Source organism: Streptomyces sp. NPDC032940, assembly GCF_040636935.1.
Lineage (GTDB): Bacteria > Actinomycetota > Actinomycetes > Streptomycetales > Streptomycetaceae > Streptomyces.
Genome location: NZ_JBEZVJ010000020.1, coordinates 18890 through 37931, shown reverse-complemented (window position 1 = coordinate 37931; position 19042 = coordinate 18890). Strand labels below are relative to the sequence as shown.

Below are 19042 nucleotides of genomic sequence, written 5' to 3'. Positions count from 1 at the left end.
ATCCGCCGAGTGCGGGCGTGCCGCCACGCCACCTCGCAGACCTAAGGAACGCAACTGATGGAGCTCGGTCTCGTCGGCCTCGGCAAGATGGGCGGCAACATGCGCGAGCGGATCCGCCGCGCGGGCCACACCGTCGTCGGATACGACCGCAATCCGGATCTCGCGGATGTCCACAGCCTGGAAGAGCTTGTGGGCAAGCTCAGCGCGCCGCGCGTGGTCTGGGTCATGGTCCCGGCCGGTGAGCCCACCCAGGCCACCGTCGACCGGCTGGGAGAGCTGCTGGAGCCCGGCGACGTCGTCGTGGACGGCGGGAACTCCCGCTGGACGGACGACGAGAAGCACGCCGAGGAGCTGGCCGCCAAGGGCATCGGCTTCGTGGACTGCGGTGTCTCCGGCGGCGTCTGGGGCCTGGAGAACGGCTACGCGCTGATGTACGGCGGCGACGCGGAGAACGTCGCCAAGGTGCAGCCGGTCTTCGACGCCCTCAAGCCGGAGGGCGACTTCGGCGCCGTGCACGCCGGCAAGGTCGGCGCGGGCCACTTCGCGAAGATGGTCCACAACGGCATCGAGTACGCGATGATGCAGGCCTACGCCGAGGGCTGGGAGCTGCTGGAGAAGGTCGACTCCGTGGAGAACGTCCGCGAGGTCTTCCGGTCCTGGCAGGAGGGCACGGTCATCCGTTCCTGGCTCCTCGACCTGGCGGTCAACGCGCTCGACGACGACGAGCACCTGGAAGGGCTGCGCGGTTACGCACAGGACTCCGGTGAGGGACGCTGGACCGTGGAGGCCGCGATCGACAACGCGGTGCCGCTGCCGGCGATCACGGCGTCGCTGTTCGCGCGGTTCGCGTCCCGGCAGGACGACTCGCCGCAGATGAAGATGATCGCCGCACTGCGCAACCAGTTCGGCGGTCACGCGGTGGAGAAGAAGTAGGCAACACCCGAAGGTTGGGGAGGTCGGCGAACGACCATGCACGTCACGCATCTGTCGCTGGCCGACTTCCGCTCGTATGCCCGGGTCGAGGTCCCGCTGGACCCGGGCGTCACCGCCTTCGTCGGCCCCAACGGGCAGGGGAAGACGAATCTGGTCGAGGCGGTCGGCTATCTGGCCACCCTCGGCAGCCACCGGGTCTCCTCCGACGCACCCCTGGTGCGCATGGGCGCCGAGCGAGCGGTGATCCGGGCGCAGGTGCGCCAGGGGGAGCGGCAGCAGCTGGTCGAGCTGGAGCTGAACCCGGGCAAGGCGAACCGTGCCCGGATCAACCGGTCGTCGCAGGTCAGACCGCGTGACGTACTGGGCATCGTGCGGACCGTGCTGTTCGCGCCCGAGGACCTCGCCCTGGTGAAGGGGGACCCGGGTGAGCGGCGGCGTTTCCTCGACGAACTGATCACCGCCCGTTCCCCGCGGATGGCGGGGGTGCGCTCGGACTACGACCGGGTGCTCAAGCAGCGCAACACCCTGCTGAAGTCGGCCGCGCTCGCCCGCCGGCACGGGGGGCGCACGATGGATCTGTCGACGCTCGACGTCTGGGACCAGCACCTGGCCCGGGCGGGCGCCGAGCTGCTGGCGCAGCGCCTGGACCTGATCGCGGCCGTGCAGCCGCTGGCCGACAAGGCCTACGAGCAGCTGGCTCCCGGCGGCGGTCCGCTGGCGCTGGAGTACAGGCCGTCGGCACCCGGCGATGCCCACACGCGCGAGGATCTCTACGAACAGCTGACGGCCGCGCTGGGCGAGGCCCGCAAGCAGGAGATCGAGCGGGGGGTGACGCTGGTCGGCCCCCACCGGGACGACCTGGTGCTGAAGCTCGGTCAGCTGCCCGCCAAGGGGTACGCGTCCCACGGAGAGTCGTGGTCGTACGCGCTGGCGTTGCGGCTGGCATCGTTCGATCTGCTGCGGGCGGAGGGCAACGAGCCGGTGCTGGTGCTCGACGACGTGTTCGCCGAGCTGGACGCGCGGCGCCGGGAGCGGCTGGCGGAGCTGGTGGCGCCCGGGGAGCAGGTGCTGGTGACCGCCGCGGTGGACGACGACGTGCCGCACGTGCTGGCGGGGGCGCGGTTCTCGGTGGCGGAGGGTTCGGTGGAGCGCGTATGAGCGGGGACGGGCCGGTGCCGGGCAACGGCGAGGCCGGCCGGGGCGACGGCGGCAGGAACGGCAAGGCCCCTGAGCCGTCCGGCGTGGATCTGGCGCGGGTGGCGCTGAGGGCGGCGCGCGAGGCGGCCCGCGCGCGGGGTGACGCGGCGCAGCAGAAGAAACAGGCGCGGCGCGGCGGCCTGCGCTCCGGGGCGCGTGCCGACGGCCGCGACCCCATGGCGCTGGGCTCGGCGATCAACCGGCTGATCACGGAGCGCGGGTGGGAGACGCCGGCCGCGGTGGGCGGGGTGATGGGCCGCTGGCCGCAGATCGTCGGCGAGGACGTGGCCAAGCACTGTGTGCCGGAGCGGTACGACGAGGACGAGCGGGTGCTGGTCGTGCGGTGCGATTCGACGGCGTGGGCGACGAATCTGCGGCTGCTCGCCCCGACGCTGGTGGCGCGGCTCAACGAGGACCTCGGGCACGGTTCGGTGCGGGTGATCAAGGTGCACGGTCCGAGCGGCGCGGGCGGGTCCGCCCGGCGGTACGGGCCGTTGCGCGCACCCGGGAGCAAGGGGCCCGGGGACACCTACGGGTGAGGTGTCCGCCCGCGTTGCGGGTTGGTGAGGTACATCACATATTCGGGCGTCGACGGTCGGTGTGGACCGTCGGCGCCCGCTTCGTCGTGACGTCGCACGCGGTTGCGAATCCCGATCTGACTCCCAAGTAGCCAAGGGTTGACGCCTCGAAGCGCTGAGTGCCGTCGTGAGCCTCCTGGGGCCCCCATCCGCATATCGGGAGTCGGGAGAGGCTCGTTCAGGGCGGCACATGCGAACTCAGGCACCGGCAAACCCCCATCAGTGTCAGTGCTACCGGTAGAATGGAAGACAATCCCGCCCCGAACGTGGGGACCGTCCGGGACAAGCTGAGCAACGCTGATCAAGGCTTACCAACGCAACATGCCGCAGCCGCTCCGGCAACCCGCCGACGAGCCCGGCTCGTGCTGTGCCAGAAAGGGCGCTTCGTGGCCGATTCCGGCAACCCCAACGAGAACAACCCGTCCACCGACACCGGCGTGAACGACCCGGTGAGCACCGCCGGCGACGAAGCTCCCGCCTCGTACGACGCCAGCGCCATCACCGTCCTCGAGGGTCTGGACGCGGTCCGCAAGCGACCCGGCATGTACATCGGTTCGACCGGTGAGCGGGGCCTGCACCACCTGGTGCAGGAGGTCGTGGACAACTCCGTCGACGAGGCCCTGGCCGGTCACGCGGACACGATCGACGTGACGATCCTCCCCGACGGCGGTGTCCGGGTCGTCGACAACGGCCGTGGCATTCCGGTGGGCATCGTCCCGTCCGAGGGCAAGCCGGCCGTCGAGGTCGTACTGACGGTGCTGCACGCGGGCGGCAAGTTCGGCGGCGGCGGTTACGCGGTCTCCGGTGGTCTGCACGGCGTGGGCGTCTCCGTCGTCAACGCGTTGTCCACGCGGGTGGCGGTGGAGGTCAAGACCGACGGCTACCGGTGGACGCAGGAGTACAAGCTGGGTGTCCCCACGGCGCCGCTCGCCCGGCACGAGGCCACCGAGGAGACCGGCACGTCGGTCACCTTCTGGGCCGACGGCGACATCTTCGAGACCACGGACTACTCCTTCGAGACGCTGTCCCGGCGCTTCCAGGAGATGGCCTTCCTCAACAAGGGCCTGAAGATCAACCTCACCGACGAGCGCGAGTCGGCGAAGGCGACGGCCGGCGCGGACGAGGCGGGCGAGGACGAGAAGCACGAGGTCAAGAGCGTCTCGTACCACTACGAGGGCGGCATCGTCGACTTCGTGAAGTACCTCAACTCCCGCAAGGGAGAGCTGGTGCACCCCAGCGTGATCGACCTCGAGGCCGAGGACAAGGACAAGAACCTGTCCCTCGAGGTCGCCATGCAGTGGAACGGCGGCTACACCGAGGGCGTGTACTCGTTCGCCAACATCATCCACACGCACGAGGGCGGCACGCACGAGGAGGGCTTCCGGGCGGCGCTCACCTCGCTGATCAACAAGTACGCGCGCGACAAGAAGCTGCTGCGCGACAAGGACGACAACCTCACGGGTGACGACATCCGCGAGGGCCTGACGGCGATCATCTCGGTGAAGCTGAGCGAGCCGCAGTTCGAGGGCCAGACCAAGACGAAGCTGGGCAACACCGAGGTGAAGACCTTCGTCCAGCGTGTGGTCTACGAGCACCTGACCGACTGGCTCGACCGCAATCCGAACGAGGCCGCGGACATCATCCGCAAGGGCATCCAGGCGGCCACCGCGCGCGTGGCGGCCCGCAAGGCGCGTGACCTGACCCGTCGCAAGGGCCTGCTGGAGTCCGCGTCGCTGCCGGGCAAGCTGTCCGACTGCCAGTCGAACGACCCGACCAAGTGCGAGATCTTCATCGTCGAGGGTGACTCCGCCGGCGGTTCGGCCAAGTCCGGCCGCAACCCGCAGTACCAGGCGATCCTCCCGATCCGTGGCAAGATCCTCAACGTCGAGAAGGCGCGCATCGACCGGATCCTGCAGAACCAGGAGATCCAGGCGATGATCTCCGCGTTCGGCACCGGTGTGCACGAGGACTTCGACATCGAGAAGCTCCGCTATCACAAGATCATCTTGATGGCGGACGCCGACGTCGACGGCCAGCACATCAACACCCTGCTGCTGACCTTCCTGTTCCGCTTCATGCGGCCGCTGGTCGAGGCCGGGCACGTGTACCTGTCGCGTCCGCCGCTGTACAAGATCAAGTGGGGCCGGGACGACTTCGAGTACGCGTACTCGGACCGTGAGCGCGACGCGCTGATCGAGATGGGCCGCCAGGCCGGCAAGCGCATCCGCGAGGACTCGGTGCAGCGCTTCAAGGGTCTCGGTGAGATGAACGCCGAGGAGCTGCGCATCACGACCATGGACCAGGAGCACCGCGTGCTCGGCCAGGTCACGCTCGACGACGCCGCGCAGGCCGACGACCTGTTCTCGGTGCTGATGGGCGAGGACGTCGAGGCCCGCCGCGCATTCATCCAGCGCAACGCCAAGGACGTCCGCTTCCTCGACATCTGAGTCGGTCTCAGCTGACCGCACCAGGAAGGACCTTCACCAGCAATGACCGACGAGAACACTCCTGTGACGACGCCCGAGGGCGACGCCCTGGCGATGCGTGTCGAGCCCGTCGGGCTCGAGACGGAGATGCAGCGCTCGTACCTCGACTACGCGATGTCCGTCATCGTCTCGCGTGCCCTGCCCGACGTCCGTGACGGCCTCAAGCCCGTCCACCGCCGGGTCCTGTACGCCATGTACGACGGCGGTTACCGGCCCGAGCGCGGCTTCTACAAGTGCGCCCGCGTCGTCGGCGACGTCATGGGCAACTACCACCCCCACGGCGACAGCTCCATCTACGACGCCCTGGTCCGCCTCGCCCAGCCCTGGTCGATGCGGATGCCGCTCGTCGACTCCAACGGCAACTTCGGCTCGCCGGGCAACGACCCGGCGGCGGCCATGCGCTACACCGAGTGCAAGATGGCGCCGCTGTCGATGGAGATGGTCCGCGACATCGACGAGGAGACCGTCGACTTCACGGACAACTACGACGGCCGCTCCCAGGAGCCGACCGTCCTGCCCGCCCGCTTCCCGAACCTGCTGATCAACGGCTCGGCCGGTATCGCGGTCGGCATGGCGACCAACATCCCGCCGCACAACCTGCGCGAGGTCGCCGCCGGTGCCCAGTGGTACCTGGAGAACTACGAGGCCTCGCACGAGGAGCTGCTTGACGCGCTCATCGAGCGCATCAAGGGCCCCGACTTCCCGACCGGCGCCCTGGTGGTGGGCCGCAAGGGCATCGAGGAGGCCTACCGCACCGGGCGCGGCTCGATCACCATGCGTGCGGTCGTCGAGGTGGAGGAGATCCAGAACCGCCAGTGCCTGGTGGTCACGGAGCTGCCGTACCAGACCAACCCCGACAACCTCGCGCAGAAGATCGCCGACCTGGTGAAGGACGGCAAGATCGGCGGCATCGCGGACGTCCGCGACGAGACGTCCTCGCGCACCGGCCAGCGCCTGGTCATCGTGCTCAAGCGGGACGCGGTCGCCAAGGTCGTCCTGAACAACCTGTACAAGCACACGGACCTGCAGACCAACTTCGGCGCCAACATGCTGGCCCTGGTCGACGGCGTGCCGCGCACCCTCTCCCTGGACGCGTTCATCCGTCACTGGGTGAACCACCAGATCGAGGTCATCGTCCGGCGCACCAAGTTCCGCCTGCGCAAGGCCGAGGAGCGCGCCCACATCCTGCGCGGCCTGCTCAAGGCCCTCGACGCCATCGACGAGGTCATCGCGCTGATCCGGCGCAGCGACACCGTCGAGATCGCCCGCGGCGGCCTGATGGACCTCCTGGAGATCGACGAGATCCAGGCCAACGCCATCCTCGAGATGCAGCTCCGCCGGCTCGCGGCCCTGGAGCGGCAGAAGATCGTCCAGGAGCACGACGAACTCCAGGCGAAGATCAACGAGTACAACGAGATCCTCGCTTCGCCGGTCCGTCAGCGCGGGATCGTCAGCGCGGAACTGGCGGCGCTCGTCGAGAAGTACGGCGACGACCGCAAGACCAAGCTGATCCCGTACGAGGGCGACATGTCCATCGAGGACCTGATCGCCGAAGAGGACATCGTCGTCACGGTCACGCGCGGTGGCTACATCAAGCGCACCAAGACCGACGACTACCGGGCCCAGAAGCGCGGCGGCAAGGGCGTCCGGGGCGCGAAGCTCAAGGAAGACGACATCGTCAACCACTTCTTCGTGTCCACCACCCACCACTGGCTGCTGTTCTTCACCAACAAGGGCCGGGTGTACCGCGCGAAGGCCTACGAGCTGCCCGACGCCGGCCGGGACGCGCGCGGCCAGCACGTGGCGAACCTGCTGGCCTTCCAGCCGGACGAGTCCATCGCCGAGATCCTCGCGATCCGCGACTACGAGGCGGCGCCCTACCTGGTCCTGGCCACCAAGGCCGGCCTGGTGAAGAAGACGTCGCTGAAGGACTACGACTCCCCGCGCTCGGGCGGCGTCATCGCCATCAACCTGCGGGAGCAGGAGGACGGTTCCGACGATGAACTGATCGGCGCCGAACTCGTCTCCGCCGAGGACGATCTGCTGCTGATCAGCAAGAAGGCGCAGTCGATCAGGTTCACCGCTTCGGACGACACGCTGCGTCCCATGGGCCGTGCCACCTCGGGCGTCAAGGGCATGAGTTTCCGCGAGGGCGACGAGCTGCTCTCGATGAATGTTGTTCGAGCCGGTACGTTCGTGTTCACTGCCACCGACGGCGGGTACGCGAAGCGGACCTCCGTCGACGAGTACCGCGTCCAGGGTCGCGGCGGCCTCGGTATCAAGGCCGCCAAGATCGTCGAGGACCGCGGAACGCTCGTGGGCGCGCTGGTGGTCGAGGAGAACGACGAGATCCTCGCCATCACACTCTCGGGCGGTGTGATTCGTACGCGAGTCAGCGGAGTCAGGGAGACGGGCCGTGACACCATGGGCGTCCAACTGATCAATCTGGGCAAGCGCGATGCCGTCGTGGGTATCGCGCGCAACGCCGAGGCGGGACGCGAGGCGGAGGAGGTCGACGGCGACGTCGTCGTCGACGAGACCGCCGAGGGTTTCGCGACCACCGGCACGGACGAGGGTGAGGCGCCCTCGGCCGAGTAGCACGAGGAGAGAGTCATCGTGAGCGGAGCCACGGGCGCCGGATCGGCCAGTACCCCGAGGGGTGCGGAGACGGGCGGCGGCCGTGGCTCCGCCGCGCGTGCGGCGGATCCGCACACGACTCAGCTGCGCAAGATCGACGACGGCGCGACCGGCTCGCACGCGTCTGACACTCATGGATCCCAGGGGGGAACTGTGACGGACACCAGAGGCCCGCAGACCCGGCAGGCGGCCTCGCCGCTCCCCGGGGAACGCCAGCCCCAGCAGCCCGGCGGACCGTACCACCCGCCGCAGGCCTACCAGACCCAGGGCGGCAGCCCGGCCGCGACCGCCGCGCGCCGCCCGCGCACCGGCGCCCGTACCACGCCCCGCGTCCGCAAGGCGCGGCTGCGCGTGGCCAAGGCCGACCCGTGGTCGGTGATGAAGGTCAGCTTCCTGCTCTCCATCGCGCTCGGCATCTGCACGATCGTGGCCTCCGCCGTGCTGTGGATGGTCATGGACGCCATGGGGGTCTTCTCGACGGTCGGCGGCACGATCTCCGAGGCCACGGGATCGAACGAGTCCAACGGATTCGACCTGCAGTCGTTCCTGTCGCTGCCCAACGTGCTGATGTTCACGACGATCATCGCGGTGATCGACGTGGTCCTCGCCACGGCCCTCGCCACGCTGGGTGCGTTCATCTACAACCTCTCCGCCGGCTTCGTCGGCGGTGTCGAGCTGACGCTCGCCGAGGACGAGTGATCCGCGCGGGCGGTCCCGCCGGCTATCGATTTTGGGACTGCCCGCCTCGTGCGCTAATCTTCAGGAGTCAGCGCGCGGGACACACACCGCAGAGCGCGGCGGGGCTATAGCTCAGTTGGTTAGAGCGCATCCCTGATAAGGATGAGGCCACAGGTTCAAATCCTGTTAGCCCCACCAGCGAGAAGACCCCCAGTCGATACCGGCTGGGGGTCTTTGACATTCACGGCTGACATCAGTCGATGAGCGGATCATCCAGCAGTCCGGACGCGCGGTCGCGCTCGGGGTCGGTGACGTACCCGGCTTGTCAGTGGCCGGTGTTAGGTTCCCACGCGTGCTGCCGAGGAGATCATTTGCCGCCCCCCGGGTCCGACTTGATCGGTACCTGACATTCGGTAGCCGCGCGCGTGACACAGCCCGGTTCATCCGGACCGGGACCGTTCCTTGTGAAGGGGAAAGCTCGATGAGAAGCAGCGTGCTGGGTCTCGGGACTGTCCGTAGGGCGGCCGTCCTCACGGCGGCCGTGGCCCTGGCGGTGTCGGCGGCACCGCTGACGGGTACGGCGGAAGCCCATGAGGCGGTGACGGGATCGCTCAGCTTCGGCGGGGAGCCGGGCGAGTACATCTCCGGCGGCCAGTCGTACAGCTACACCCCCGGGACGACCGAGATGTTCGACATCTCCGGGCCGGCCTCGGAGTCCGCCGTGGGCGCCACGGTCGTCACACCCGAGGGCGAGCGCTGGTACCTGCACATGGAAGCGCCCTACGGACAGAAGCTGACGTCCGGCACCACCTACACCAATGCCTCCAGCTGGCCCGACGCCCAGCCGGAGGACCCCAAGCTGGAGCTCAGTTCGACCGACCGGTCCTGCGACACCGGTACCGGCTCCTTCACCATCTCCCACATCGCCTACGGCCCCTACGGCTACATCAGCGAGGTCGACGCCACCTTCGAGCGGTACTGCAGCGGCTCCACGCTGCCTGTGCGCGGCGAGCTGCACGCCCGCATGGCCGAGCCGCCGGCGGAGCTCGCCATCGGCATGGAACTGAACACCGCGGGCACGGTCGACACCCGCACCGGCGAGATCACCGTCGGCGGAGCGGTGACCTGCAACAAGCCCGCCAGCATCACCCTCACCGCCAGTGCCTACCAGACGCAGAAGAGTGGGACCGCGTCCGGTTCGTACGAGGACCTGGTCGTCGCCTGCGTGCCCGGAGCCCCGGTGCCGTGGTCCGTCTCCTTCCCCAGCAACATCGACCCCACCGCCTCCTTCAGGCCGGGCGACGCCGTACTCCGCGGTGTCGGCAGGGCGAACGACCCCGACTACCCGGCGACGGCCACCACCGGCTTCCTCACTGCCGACATCACTCTCGCCAGGTCCTGACTTCGACGCGGGGCCGGCCGCACGGCCCGGCCGGGCCCGCGGAGCGGGGGTGGAACCGCACGTACGGCGACGGCCCGGCTGCTCTGGTGAGCGGCCGGGCCGTTTCTCGCGTGCGGTGCGTACGCAATACGCCGTGACGTCAGGGTCCGGATGGCGGGGGCGCGGTGCGCCGGGCCGCTCAGCGCTGGAGCGGGACGGTGTGCTGCTCGGCCGGGGGCTCGGCGGTGTCGCAGGGGAGGGTCGTGACGGCCGACGCGGCATCCGCGAGCGGACGGTGCCGGCAACTGGGGGCCTTGCCGTGGGCCTCGGCGTGGATGCGCTGCTTCATCGTGGGGGGCAGGGCGCCTGCCCGGGACCAGGACCAGGGTGCCGCTGCCGCCGCCGGGTCAGCCGGCGCGGGCGCGGTCTCCGTGTTGCTGTGGGTCTCGGTCTGCGGTACGGCCGCCGAGGCGGTCGACGTGGCGAATCCGAGCGCCGTGCACAGCGCGAGGAAGGCGGTGACGATGGCGGTCCACAGCTTCATGACCTTGTTCCGGGCCATGGCCCCTCACTTTCGGGTCGGGCGATTTGCGTACTTTCCTCATGATGTGTATGTGGACCGCGAAGTGGTGGACCGACGCCCGTGGCGCCGCGATGTTCAGATGAACACCACCCGGATGGCGGCAAAGGGGAGGAAAAGGCGTGGAGGCGGGAGAAGTGCGGGCGAAAGTAACCGTCCGTGCGGGTGTGATCACCCTCCGATCGGAACGGCTCCGCCCGTTTCTACTGGGGTGTGGCGACGGGCAGTTGAGGGCCGACGCAGATCACCGAACGGTATCGGCCGGTGTGTATAGTCGGGCGCCAGAGGTCCCCTACGTCAAGGAAAGACGAGGTCGCGCGGTGAAGAAGCTTCTCCTGGTCGCACTGGCCGCCATCGGCGGGCTCCTCGTGTACCGCCAGATCCAGGCGGATCGCGCCGAGCAGGATCTGTGGACGGAGGCGACTGACTCCGTGCCCACGGGTTCGTGAGTACGACCGACAACCGGTCCTGAGCAGACCCCGGCCGTCATCGCGGTCGGGGTTTTGTGTTGTCCGGACCGGGCGCGCGGAGCACCGGACGCGCGGCAGGATGGGCCACGGTCCGTGCGACGGCGAGCGCGAGGGGTGGCGGATGAGGGTGCGGTGGTGTACGGCTCGGTGGCGGGCCGGGGCAGGAAGCGGCCGCCCACCGGCGCCGGTGCGCCTGGCCGTCGTGACCGCGGTGCTGGCCACCACCTGCGTCCTGCCGGGCGGGCTGGCGCTGGCGGCCGGTACGCCGAGCGGCTACGCCTTCGACGAGGACGCCCGGCGGGTCGAGGGCGCGAGCACCACCGCGGACGCCCCGCTCCTGGAAGCCGGCACGAGCTACCGCAGTTCCCTGCCGAGGAACGGCACCCTGCACTACCGCCTCGAACTCGACGCGGCCTCGGACACCTACGTCTCCGCCACCGCCGTCCCCGGGGAGGGCGACGAGCTCACCGCCGTCGACGGCATCCGGCTGTCCGTGCGGGACGCCGGCGGCGCCACCTGCTCGCTGGACAGCGCCACTTTCGGCGCCGCCCACAGCCCCCGCCCGGTCACGGCCCAGGCCGTGCGCGCCGTCTCCCCGGGCACGACGCGCTGCCAGGACGCCGGCACCTACGACGTCACCGTCGAGCGGGCCCGGCCGAAGGACTCACCGCCGGACCCCTGGGACCTGGAGCTCACCGCCGTCACCGAACCGCGCCCGGAGCGCACCGGCGCGACCCAGGCCCCCGAGGCATGGAACTCCGCCTCGCCCGCACCGCTCACGGGCGAACCCGCACGCCTCCGCGGCGGCAGCGGGTTCGCCGAGGCCACCGCCGCCGGCCCCGGAGCCTGGCGCGACGACATACGGCCCGGACAGACCCTCTACTACAAGGTGCCCGTGGACTGGGGCCGGCAGCCGTACGCGGCCGCCGAACTCGGCGGCACCGACAGCGGTTCCGGCTACGCGACCAGCGCACTGCGCCTGGCCCTGCACAACCCCGTGCGCGGCGAGGTCGTGGACGCCGCCAAGGGTTACACCGGCCGCCGGGTCACGGCCGCCCTCGCTCCCGTGCCGCCGGTGGCGTACGCCAACCGGTACGCCCACGACGACCGGGTCTCCGGCATGCGCTTCGCCGGCGAGTACTACCTCGTGGTGCACCTCGCGGCGCGGGTGGCCGAGGACTTCGGAGAGGGCCCGTTCCCGCTGGTCCTGCGCCTGCGGCTGGAGGGGACGGCACAGGCCGGACCCGGGTACGCGGGCGGGTCCGTGCCCGGCGGTGTCTTCGAGGTGCCGGCCCACGACCGGACGACGGCGCCGGCGGACGGCACGGACCGGGAGGACGGCGCCGCCATGACGGTGCTCGCCGTCGGCGGGATCGGTACGGGCAGCGTCCTGCTGGCGGGGCTCGGCGTGTGGACGGCGGTGGCCCGGCGCCGGGCCGTCTGACGGCGGGCCCGGGCGGGCAGGCGGCTCAGCTGCGGATCAGGGCCCAGAAACCCACGGCATAGCAGGCCAGCGCGAGCAGCAGCACCGGAATCACCACCCGGGCCGGGGGCCCCGGTCGGCGGCGCCGTGCCCCGCGGTGCTGGGGGCGTGCCGGCGTCTGCGGTCCCTGAGCCGCCTGTGCGGTGTACGCGGCGGTGGGCACGGTGGGCACATCGGGGCGCTGCCACGGCTGCGGTGCCGGGGCCCGGAGCGGAGGCGGGGACGGGGGCGCGTACGAGGGGACGGGCGCGGGAGCGGACGTGGCGGTGGCCTGTGGGGGCGGCAGGGGGAAGCTTCCGGTGTCCGGCACGGCGGGCGGCCGCGCGGGGGCGGGGAAGGGCTCCGGCGCGGGTGTGGGTTCGCGTGAAGGGGCTGGTCGTGGAGGTGATGCCGGGGGCGGTGGCGTGCTGTCCGGGGGCTGCGGCGGGGCGGAGGGGCGCCGCGGGTCCGCCGGTGCGTCCTCCACTCCCTTGGCCCGCTCGAGCGGACCGCCGGGCCCGAACCCCGGAGGCAGCGGGCCGATCTGGTCGAAGACCTCGATCAGCTCGTCGTCGGGACCCGGCTCCGGCAGCAGCTCCGCCGCCGCGGCGAGCGCCTTGCGTGCCCCCGTGGCCGTACGGAACCTCGCCTCCGGGTCGGGCTGCACCAAGGTGGCCACGACCTGCCACAACGGCTCGGGGATCCCCTGCGGAGCCGGTGGCGTCCCGTGCTCCGCGAAGTACCGCACCAGCGTCTTGGCGTCCGGCTTGGCCCCCTCCAGCAGATACAGCGCGACCAGCCCCACGGCGAACAGGTCCGCGGCGAAGTCCGGTTCCGCGCCCATCATCTGCTCAGGGGCGAGATAACCGGGCGTCCCCACCACCAGGTTGGTCTCCGTCAGCCGGGGCTCGCCCAGCCGCATCGCGATGCCGAAGTCGGACAGTCTGAGCCGGGGCCGCCCCGTGCCGGTGGCTTCGAGCAGCACATTGGCGGGCTTGACATCGCGGTGCACGACGTCCTCCGCGTGCACCGCCGCCAGGCCCGCCAGGAGCTGGTCCAGCAGCGTGCACACGAAACCCGGCGGCAGCGGTCCGTAGTCGCCGACCAGGTGGACGAGCGAACCGCCCGTGACCAGGTCCATGGTGAACAGGACCTGGTCGTCGTCGGCGGCCCAACTGGCCGGGGCCAGCACATGGGGGTGGTCGATCCGCAGCGCCTGCTCACGCACGAAGCGCAGCAGCGAGTGGGCGTCCCTCTGCTGAAGCACCTTGGCGGCCACATAGCGCCGGCGGCGGTGGTCCCACGCGCGCCAGACGGCACCCACCCCTCCACGGCCGATCGGATCGACCAGCTCGTACCGGCCAGCGAAGACCTCACCCATGGCTGTGTGCCGCTCCTCCCCCTCGCGCCGCTCCCCGCAGGGCCGGCCGAACCGTCGACGGCCGGGCCCCGGGGGTCAGTTCTGGTGGGACTGGTAGTGCGCGACCGCGTCCGAGGTCCGGCCGGCGCCGTACACCCGCAGGAACTCCGCCAGCTCGGGGTGGGACGGGGAGAGGGCGTCGGCGGCGTCGATTATGTCGCCGGCGGCCGCCACCGAACGCAGCAGCGACTGGATCTCGCGGACCACCCGCTTGACCGTGGGCGCGCCCGAACTGTTCGTCGTCTGCGTCGTGTTGCTGAGCACCGAGCCCCCCTGCGACTTCTTGATCTCGTCCATGCGCTCGGTGGCCTCGGCCGCGCTCACGCTGCCGTCCGCGACCTGCCCCGCCAGGTCCTGAAGCAGCTGCACCCGCTGCACCACCGCCGGATTCCCGATCTTCGCCCGCTGCCCGCTCATCAGCTGCGACAGCATCGGCGCGGACAGCCCCAGCACCCCCGCCAGACGAGCCTGGTTGAGACCAAGATCATCGATGAGCCTGCGGAACAGCGCCCCCAGCGGCTCCCCGTACCAGTTCCGCTGCAGTTCCCGCGCTCTCGCGGTGGCTTCCTGCTGTGCGGCGTCCATTGCGTCTCCCCATCGCTTCCCCAAAAACCGCAGTTCGCTCCAGCGAACCACGCCGAGCATCTTACGGAGCGTGGTGATTCCTCGGGAGCCCCAATCATTTGTGAGATACGGGGGGCGACCCGGTACTCTTGTCTGCGGCGCCCGCCGGTATCCGGATCTTCCGGCCGGACGTCTCCTCCGGGGCCTTAGCTCAGTTGGTAGAGCGCTGTCTTTGCATGGCAGATGTCAGGGGTTCGACTCCCCTAGGCTCCACATCCCGAGAGCCCGCCCGACCTGCGCGAACACAGGTCGGGCGGGCTCTTCGCGCCGCCGCCGTCACCCGACGCGCACAGCCGGTCGCCGCACCTTCGCCCGGTCCCCGCGGACGACCGGCAACCGGCCTCGGGACAATTGCAGTTGATGCCCCGACAGAGCCCCTCGAACCGCCGCTACCAGGGGAAAACGGGTGTGCGCGAGGCCACCGTTCAGCACCGGAGTGGCGCTGTCTGCTCTTGATATCGTCACCCCAGAGGGCACCAGCGCCACACCCCTGCGGGGCGGTGCCAAGCGGCGCACCGCCGCCGGAGCCGTCCGGTCGCTGCCGACGAGGTGAAAGGGGTAGAGCATGCGGGCCAAAGTACGAGCCGCTCTCGACGCGCTGTACATGAAGCGGCTGCTCAGGGAGCTCGAGGGACGCCCACGCCCCCAGCACATCGGCATCATGCTGGACGGCAACCGCCGATGGGCCAGAGAGTCGGGCATCGAGGACCCCCGAGAGGGCTACCGGGCCGGCGGTGCGAAGGTGCTGGACTTCCTGCGCTGGTGCGACTCCGCACAGATCGAGCACGTCACCCTCTTCATGCTCTCCGACGACAACCTCCACCGCCCCGAGGACCAGCTCAACCCTCTGATCGACATCATCGCCGAGGTCGTCGAGCGTCTCGCCGCCCCCGGCAATCCCTGGCCCGTCGAGGTCGTCGGCGCCCTCGACCTGCTGCCGGCCGAGTCCGCGAACCGCCTGAAGACCGCCACCGCAGCCACCCAGGGCCGCAAGGGCGGCACCAAGGTCGACGTCGCCGTGGGCTACGGAGGCCGCCGGGAGATCGTCGACGCCGTACGTTCCGCCCTCACGGAGCACGCGTCCAAGGGCGGCGACATCGACGAGTTCATCGAGACGTTCACCATGGAGCACATTTCGAAGCACCTGTACTCCAAGGCGCGCTCCGAGTCCGACCTCATCATCCGAACCTCCGGGGAACAGCGGCTGTCCGGCTTCCTCCTCTGGCAGTCCGCCTACGCCGAGGTGTACTTCTGCGAGTGCTTCTGGCCCGACTTCCGCGAGATCGACTTCCTGCGCGCCCTGCGCTCCTACTCTCTGCGCGAACGCCGCTACGGCCGCTGAGGAGAGCAGCGGGCCAGGGGAGCCGGCGGGGCCGGCCGACGTTCCACGTGAAACATCGCCGCGGGGCGGAAGACCCGGAAGTCTTCCGCCCCGCGGCGCTACACAGAGGTGGTGGCGTACCGACCCGCCCCGGGAGCCGTCAGCGCGGCTCGTCACCGCCGTCGGCGGCTTCGTCCTCGGCCTGCTTGGCCTGCACCTCGGGATCCAGTACGGCCCCGCCGGTGCCGTCCACCGACGTCAGCCGTCCGCTCTCGGGAACCTCCGTCGCCTCGGGCGGTTCCACCAGCCAGTCCGGGTTGGCCTGCTTGTCCCACCACTTCCAGGCCGCGAAGGCACCGCCCGCGACGGCACCCACCACCAGCAGAACCTTGGCGACACGTCCGGCCCGCGCTCGGCGCTCGTGCTTACGGGCCAGCTGCTGGATCTCCTTGGCCGAGACCTGGCCCCGCAGGGCGGCCAGCGCGGCGGCGCCACGCGCGGCGGCCTCGTCCCTCACGGGTCCGGCCGCGGCAACCGCCTGTTCGATCACCGGGCGGGAGTAGTCGGCGGCCTGCCGGGCGGCCAGGCGGGTACGGATCGCGGCCTCCTGAGCGGCCTGGTCGACCTTCGGCGGCACATGCGTGCGGGCCTGCTCCAGGCGAGGCGCCACATGCGCCCCGTACTGAAGCCGAGCCTGGCACGCGGCCTGCGACACCTTGGGCGCCAGCCGTACGCGCGCCTCCTGTGCGTAGTGAGCGGCCCTGTCCTTGGCCGTGTCGGCGTAGGGCGCCACCACTTCCGCGGCGTGCAGCACGCTGTCCTTCGCCGAACCGGTCGCGGCGCGCACGCTGTCGATGCGGGTCACGGGTTCCTCCTCCTCGGTGGCGTACGGTAATTCGACTTTCCACCCTTTTACGGATCATGCCTGCCGGCACACGGCCAGGCATGCGAGAGCGGGCATCCGGGTCACGCGCGACGACACCAGAGCCTCGAGGGGCACATGGTGCCGACGATGCGACGAAACGACGATCAACGGCACGAACAGACGAATACGGGGCAACAGCAGTCTGACGACGACAATGCCACGGATCGACGCCCGGCGCTCGCAACCACCGTGCGAGGATCGGGGAGCACAACAGGACGACGGAAGGCACATCGTGGCCGAGCAGCTCTACGCCACCCTGAAGACGAACCACGGCGACATCGAAGTCCGGCTCCTGCCGAACCACGCCCCGAAGACGGTCCGGAACTTCGTCGAGCTCGCCCGGGGCGAGCGTGAGTGGACCAACCCCGAGACCGGGCAGAAGACCACGGACAGGCTCTACGACGGCACCGTCTTCCACCGCGTGATCAGCGGCTTCATGATCCAGGGCGGGGATCCCCTGGGCAACGGCACCGGCGGTCCCGGCTACAAGTTCGCGGACGAGTTCCACCCCGATCTCGCCTTCGACAGGCCCTACCTGCTCGCCATGGCCAACGCCGGACCGGGCACCAACGGCTCGCAGTTCTTCATCACGGTCTCCCCGACCACCTGGCTGACCCGCAAGCACACCATCTTCGGCGAGGTCACGGACACCGCCAGCCAGAAGGTCGTCGACGCCATCGCCGCCACGGAGACCAACCCCCGCACCGACCGTCCCCTCAACGACGTCGTCATCGAGTCGGTCGTCATCGAGACCCGCCAGAGCTGACCACCGGCGCTTCCCGGCGGTCTCGCAGGTGTGTCCCAAGGGAACCAAATGCCCCGCTCGTCCGTAGGGAAGAGCGGGGCCGCGTGCCCCTCGGACACGGACGGACAAGGGAGGGGATTCCCATGGACCAGCCACCCAACGGCCCACAGGGCCCGGACGGCCAGACCACCCCGACCTCCCCGAGCCTGCCCGGCTGCTACCGCCACCCCGACCGCGAGACCGGCATCCGCTGCACCCGCTGCGAGCGCCCCATCTGCCCCGAGTGCATGGTCAACGCGTCCGTCGGCTTCCACTGCCCCGACTGCGCCCGCGGCACCGGCGGCACGGGGCCCGGCCCCGCCGCCGTTCGGCCTCGGACCCTCGCCGGAGGCAGCATCGCCGCCGACCCCCGGCTCGTCACCAAGCTGCTGATCGGTGTCAACCTGGCCCTCTTCCTGGTCCAGCTCTCCGTCGGCGACCGCTTCACCAACCAGTTCCAGATGCTCGGCCGGGCCTACGTCTCGTTCCCCGGCCCCGTGGAGGGCGTCGCAGAGGGCCAGTGGTACCGGCTGCTGACCGCGATGTTCCTGCACGGCAGCTACATGCACATCCTGTTCAACATGCTCAGCCTGTGGTGGCTCGGCGGCCCGCTCGAAGGGGCTCTGGGCCGTGCCCGCTACCTGGCCCTCTACTTCTGCTCCGGACTGGCCGGCAGCGCCCTTTCCTACCTGATCGCCGAACCGAACCAGCCCTCGCTCGGTGCCTCCGGCGCGATCTTCGGCCTCTTCGGGGCCACCGCCGCCCTGGTCCGACGGCTCAACGCCGACATGCGGCCGGTCGTCGCCCTCCTGGTGATCAACCTCGTCTTCACCTTCACCTGGCCCGATATCGCCTGGCAGGCCCACATCGGTGGTCTCGTCGCCGGTGCCGCCATCGGATACGCGATGCTCCACGCCCCACGTGAACGGCGGACGCTCGTGCAGTACGGGACCTGCGCGCTGGTCCTCGTGGTCGTCGTCGGCCTGACCCTGTTGAGAACCGCCCAGCTCACCTGAGCGGCCCGTTGTCCACAGGCGGTCGCAGGGCCTGTGCACAGCGTGCGGGAACAAGTGTGCCCCCTGTCACTGAACCGTGTTTCCGCAGGTCAGGCAGGGGGCGAACATGTTTTCGGTTGGTGGTACTTCCGTCACACCGGCGTCAATGCCCGATGGGTTATCCACAGATCGTCGTTTCTTTGTCCCCAGCGTGTGGACAGCCTGTGGATAACTCGGTGGATAGCCCTGGGGAGAGCTACTTCCACTGCGTGGAGACACCGAATCCGGCGGCGATGAAACCGAATCCCACGACGATGTTCCAGTTGCCCAGAGCGTCGATGGGAAGGGACCCGTCGGTGACGTAGAAGACCACGATCCAGGCCAGGCCGATGACGAACATGGCCAGCATGACCGGTGCGACCCAGCCGCGGCTGGTCAGCTTGATGGCGGTCGCCTGCTTGGCGGGAGGCGGCGTGTAGTCGGCCTTCTTGCGGATACGTGACTTCGGCACGAGGGTCTCTCCTGTCGATGCGCTGCGTGGCCGCGCAGGGAACGGTTCGGGCTCGGGACG

General features: G+C 70.0%; 17 protein-coding genes and 2 tRNA genes. 14 read left to right on the top strand and 5 right to left on the bottom strand.

Going from position 1 to position 19042, the window contains the following annotated elements; all coding sequences use genetic code 11:
- Window positions 1–57: 57 nt before the first annotated feature.
- The 8 genes from gnd to AB0E77_RS22855 all read left to right on the top strand — a co-directional run bounded on the left by gnd (window position 58) and on the right by AB0E77_RS22855 (window position 9911).
- Window positions 58–933: a phosphogluconate dehydrogenase (NAD(+)-dependent, decarboxylating) gene (gene gnd / locus AB0E77_RS22890; protein WP_077798184.1), complete on the top strand. Its 876-nt coding sequence runs from the start codon at window positions 58–60 to the stop codon at window positions 931–933.
- 36 nt (window positions 934–969) lie between these two features.
- Window positions 970–2091: a DNA replication/repair protein RecF gene (gene recF / locus AB0E77_RS22885; RefSeq protein WP_361573466.1), complete on the top strand. Its 1122-nt coding sequence runs from the start codon at window positions 970–972 to the stop codon at window positions 2089–2091.
- Window positions 2088–2669 carry a DUF721 domain-containing protein gene (locus AB0E77_RS22880; protein ID WP_361573464.1) on the top strand — a complete coding sequence of 194 codons (582 nt, stop codon included), beginning with the start codon at window positions 2088–2090 and terminating at the stop codon, window positions 2667–2669. Before recF ends, AB0E77_RS22880 begins: the two co-directional genes overlap by 4 nt.
- A 425-nt stretch (window positions 2670–3094) precedes the next feature.
- Window positions 3095–5155, top strand: a complete 2061-nt coding sequence (gene gyrB / locus AB0E77_RS22875; protein WP_361573463.1) for a DNA topoisomerase (ATP-hydrolyzing) subunit B — start codon at window positions 3095–3097, stop codon at window positions 5153–5155.
- 42 nt (window positions 5156–5197) lie between these two features.
- Entirely contained in the window at window positions 5198–7792 is a 2595-nt protein-coding gene (gyrA, locus tag AB0E77_RS22870) for a DNA gyrase subunit A (protein WP_361573461.1), read from the top strand.
- A gap of 18 nt (window positions 7793–7810) precedes the next feature.
- Window positions 7811–8530, top strand: coding sequence for a DUF3566 domain-containing protein (locus AB0E77_RS22865; RefSeq protein ID WP_361573459.1), 720 nt, complete (start codon window positions 7811–7813; stop codon window positions 8528–8530).
- 100 nt (window positions 8531–8630) lie between these two features.
- Window positions 8631–8707 (top strand) — tRNA-Ile (locus tag AB0E77_RS22860).
- A gap of 283 nt (window positions 8708–8990) precedes the next feature.
- Complete coding sequence (locus AB0E77_RS22855; RefSeq protein ID WP_361573457.1) at window positions 8991–9911, top strand: hypothetical protein; 921 nt, start codon at window positions 8991–8993, stop codon at window positions 9909–9911.
- 178 nt (window positions 9912–10089) lie between these two features.
- On the opposite strand, the gene AB0E77_RS22850 is transcribed toward AB0E77_RS22855, so the two are convergent.
- Window positions 10090–10452 (bottom strand): DUF6344 domain-containing protein, encoded by a 363-nt coding sequence (locus tag AB0E77_RS22850; RefSeq protein ID WP_361573456.1) that lies wholly within the window; start codon window positions 10450–10452, stop codon window positions 10090–10092.
- A gap of 338 nt (window positions 10453–10790) precedes the next feature.
- On the opposite strand from AB0E77_RS22850, the gene AB0E77_RS22845 reads away from it, so the two are divergent.
- Window positions 10791–10919: a DLW-39 family protein gene (locus AB0E77_RS22845; RefSeq protein ID WP_003999697.1), complete on the top strand. Its 129-nt coding sequence runs from the start codon at window positions 10791–10793 to the stop codon at window positions 10917–10919.
- 142 nt (window positions 10920–11061) lie between these two features.
- Window positions 11062–12384 carry a hypothetical protein gene (locus AB0E77_RS22840; RefSeq protein WP_361573455.1) on the top strand — a complete coding sequence of 441 codons (1323 nt, stop codon included), beginning with the start codon at window positions 11062–11064 and terminating at the stop codon, window positions 12382–12384.
- Window positions 12385–12409: 25 nt separating this feature from the next.
- On the opposite strand, the gene AB0E77_RS22835 is transcribed toward AB0E77_RS22840, so the two are convergent.
- Entirely contained in the window at window positions 12410–13783 is a 1374-nt protein-coding gene (locus tag AB0E77_RS22835; protein WP_361573454.1) for a serine/threonine-protein kinase, read from the bottom strand.
- Between the two features lie 75 nt (window positions 13784–13858).
- Window positions 13859–14407 (bottom strand): DNA-binding protein, encoded by a 549-nt coding sequence (locus AB0E77_RS22830; RefSeq protein ID WP_161163400.1) that lies wholly within the window; start codon window positions 14405–14407, stop codon window positions 13859–13861.
- A 179-nt stretch (window positions 14408–14586) separates the two neighbouring features.
- Between AB0E77_RS22830 and AB0E77_RS22825 the strand changes: the two genes are divergently transcribed.
- Window positions 14587–14659, top strand: a tRNA-Ala gene (locus AB0E77_RS22825).
- A 352-nt stretch (window positions 14660–15011) separates the two neighbouring features.
- Window positions 15012–15788 carry an isoprenyl transferase gene (locus tag AB0E77_RS22820; protein ID WP_361573453.1) on the top strand — a complete coding sequence of 259 codons (777 nt, stop codon included), beginning with the start codon at window positions 15012–15014 and terminating at the stop codon, window positions 15786–15788.
- Between the two features lie 139 nt (window positions 15789–15927).
- Here the strand turns inward: AB0E77_RS22820 and AB0E77_RS22815 are convergent, their stop codons facing one another.
- Window positions 15928–16632 carry a DUF5324 family protein gene (locus AB0E77_RS22815; protein WP_361573452.1) on the bottom strand — a complete coding sequence of 235 codons (705 nt, stop codon included), beginning with the start codon at window positions 16630–16632 and terminating at the stop codon, window positions 15928–15930.
- A gap of 292 nt (window positions 16633–16924) precedes the next feature.
- Between AB0E77_RS22815 and AB0E77_RS22810 the strand changes: the two genes are divergently transcribed.
- Window positions 16925–17458 (top strand): peptidylprolyl isomerase, encoded by a 534-nt coding sequence (locus AB0E77_RS22810; protein WP_361573451.1) that lies wholly within the window; start codon window positions 16925–16927, stop codon window positions 17456–17458.
- A gap of 122 nt (window positions 17459–17580) precedes the next feature.
- On the top strand, window positions 17581–18492 hold the full coding sequence (locus AB0E77_RS22805; protein WP_361573449.1) for a rhomboid family intramembrane serine protease: 912 nt from the start codon (window positions 17581–17583) through the stop codon (window positions 18490–18492).
- Between the two features lie 235 nt (window positions 18493–18727).
- On the opposite strand, the gene crgA is transcribed toward AB0E77_RS22805, so the two are convergent.
- On the bottom strand, window positions 18728–18982 hold the full coding sequence (gene crgA, locus AB0E77_RS22800) for a cell division protein CrgA (protein WP_161163405.1): 255 nt from the start codon (window positions 18980–18982) through the stop codon (window positions 18728–18730).
- Between the last annotated feature and the right edge of the window lie 60 nt (window positions 18983–19042).

Coding starts and splice junctions, on each gene's coding strand:
- gnd (WP_077798184.1), top strand. CDS start 58: ATGGAGCTCGGTCTCGTCGGCCTCGGCAAGATGGGCGGCAACATGCGC.
- recF (WP_361573466.1), top strand. CDS start 970: ATGCACGTCACGCATCTGTCGCTGGCCGACTTCCGCTCGTATGCCCGG.
- AB0E77_RS22880 (WP_361573464.1), top strand. CDS start 2,088: ATGAGCGGGGACGGGCCGGTGCCGGGCAACGGCGAGGCCGGCCGGGGC.
- gyrA (WP_361573461.1), top strand. CDS start 5,198: ATGACCGACGAGAACACTCCTGTGACGACGCCCGAGGGCGACGCCCTG.
- AB0E77_RS22855 (WP_361573457.1), top strand. CDS start 8,991: ATGAGAAGCAGCGTGCTGGGTCTCGGGACTGTCCGTAGGGCGGCCGTC.
- AB0E77_RS22850 (WP_361573456.1), bottom strand. CDS start 10,452: ATGGCCCGGAACAAGGTCATGAAGCTGTGGACCGCCATCGTCACCGCC.
- AB0E77_RS22840 (WP_361573455.1), top strand. CDS start 11,062: ATGAGGGTGCGGTGGTGTACGGCTCGGTGGCGGGCCGGGGCAGGAAGC.
- AB0E77_RS22835 (WP_361573454.1), bottom strand. CDS start 13,783: ATGGGTGAGGTCTTCGCTGGCCGGTACGAGCTGGTCGATCCGATCGGC.
- AB0E77_RS22830 (WP_161163400.1), bottom strand. CDS start 14,407: ATGGACGCCGCACAGCAGGAAGCCACCGCGAGAGCGCGGGAACTGCAG.
- AB0E77_RS22820 (WP_361573453.1), top strand. CDS start 15,012: ATGCGGGCCAAAGTACGAGCCGCTCTCGACGCGCTGTACATGAAGCGG.
- AB0E77_RS22805 (WP_361573449.1), top strand. CDS start 17,581: ATGGACCAGCCACCCAACGGCCCACAGGGCCCGGACGGCCAGACCACC.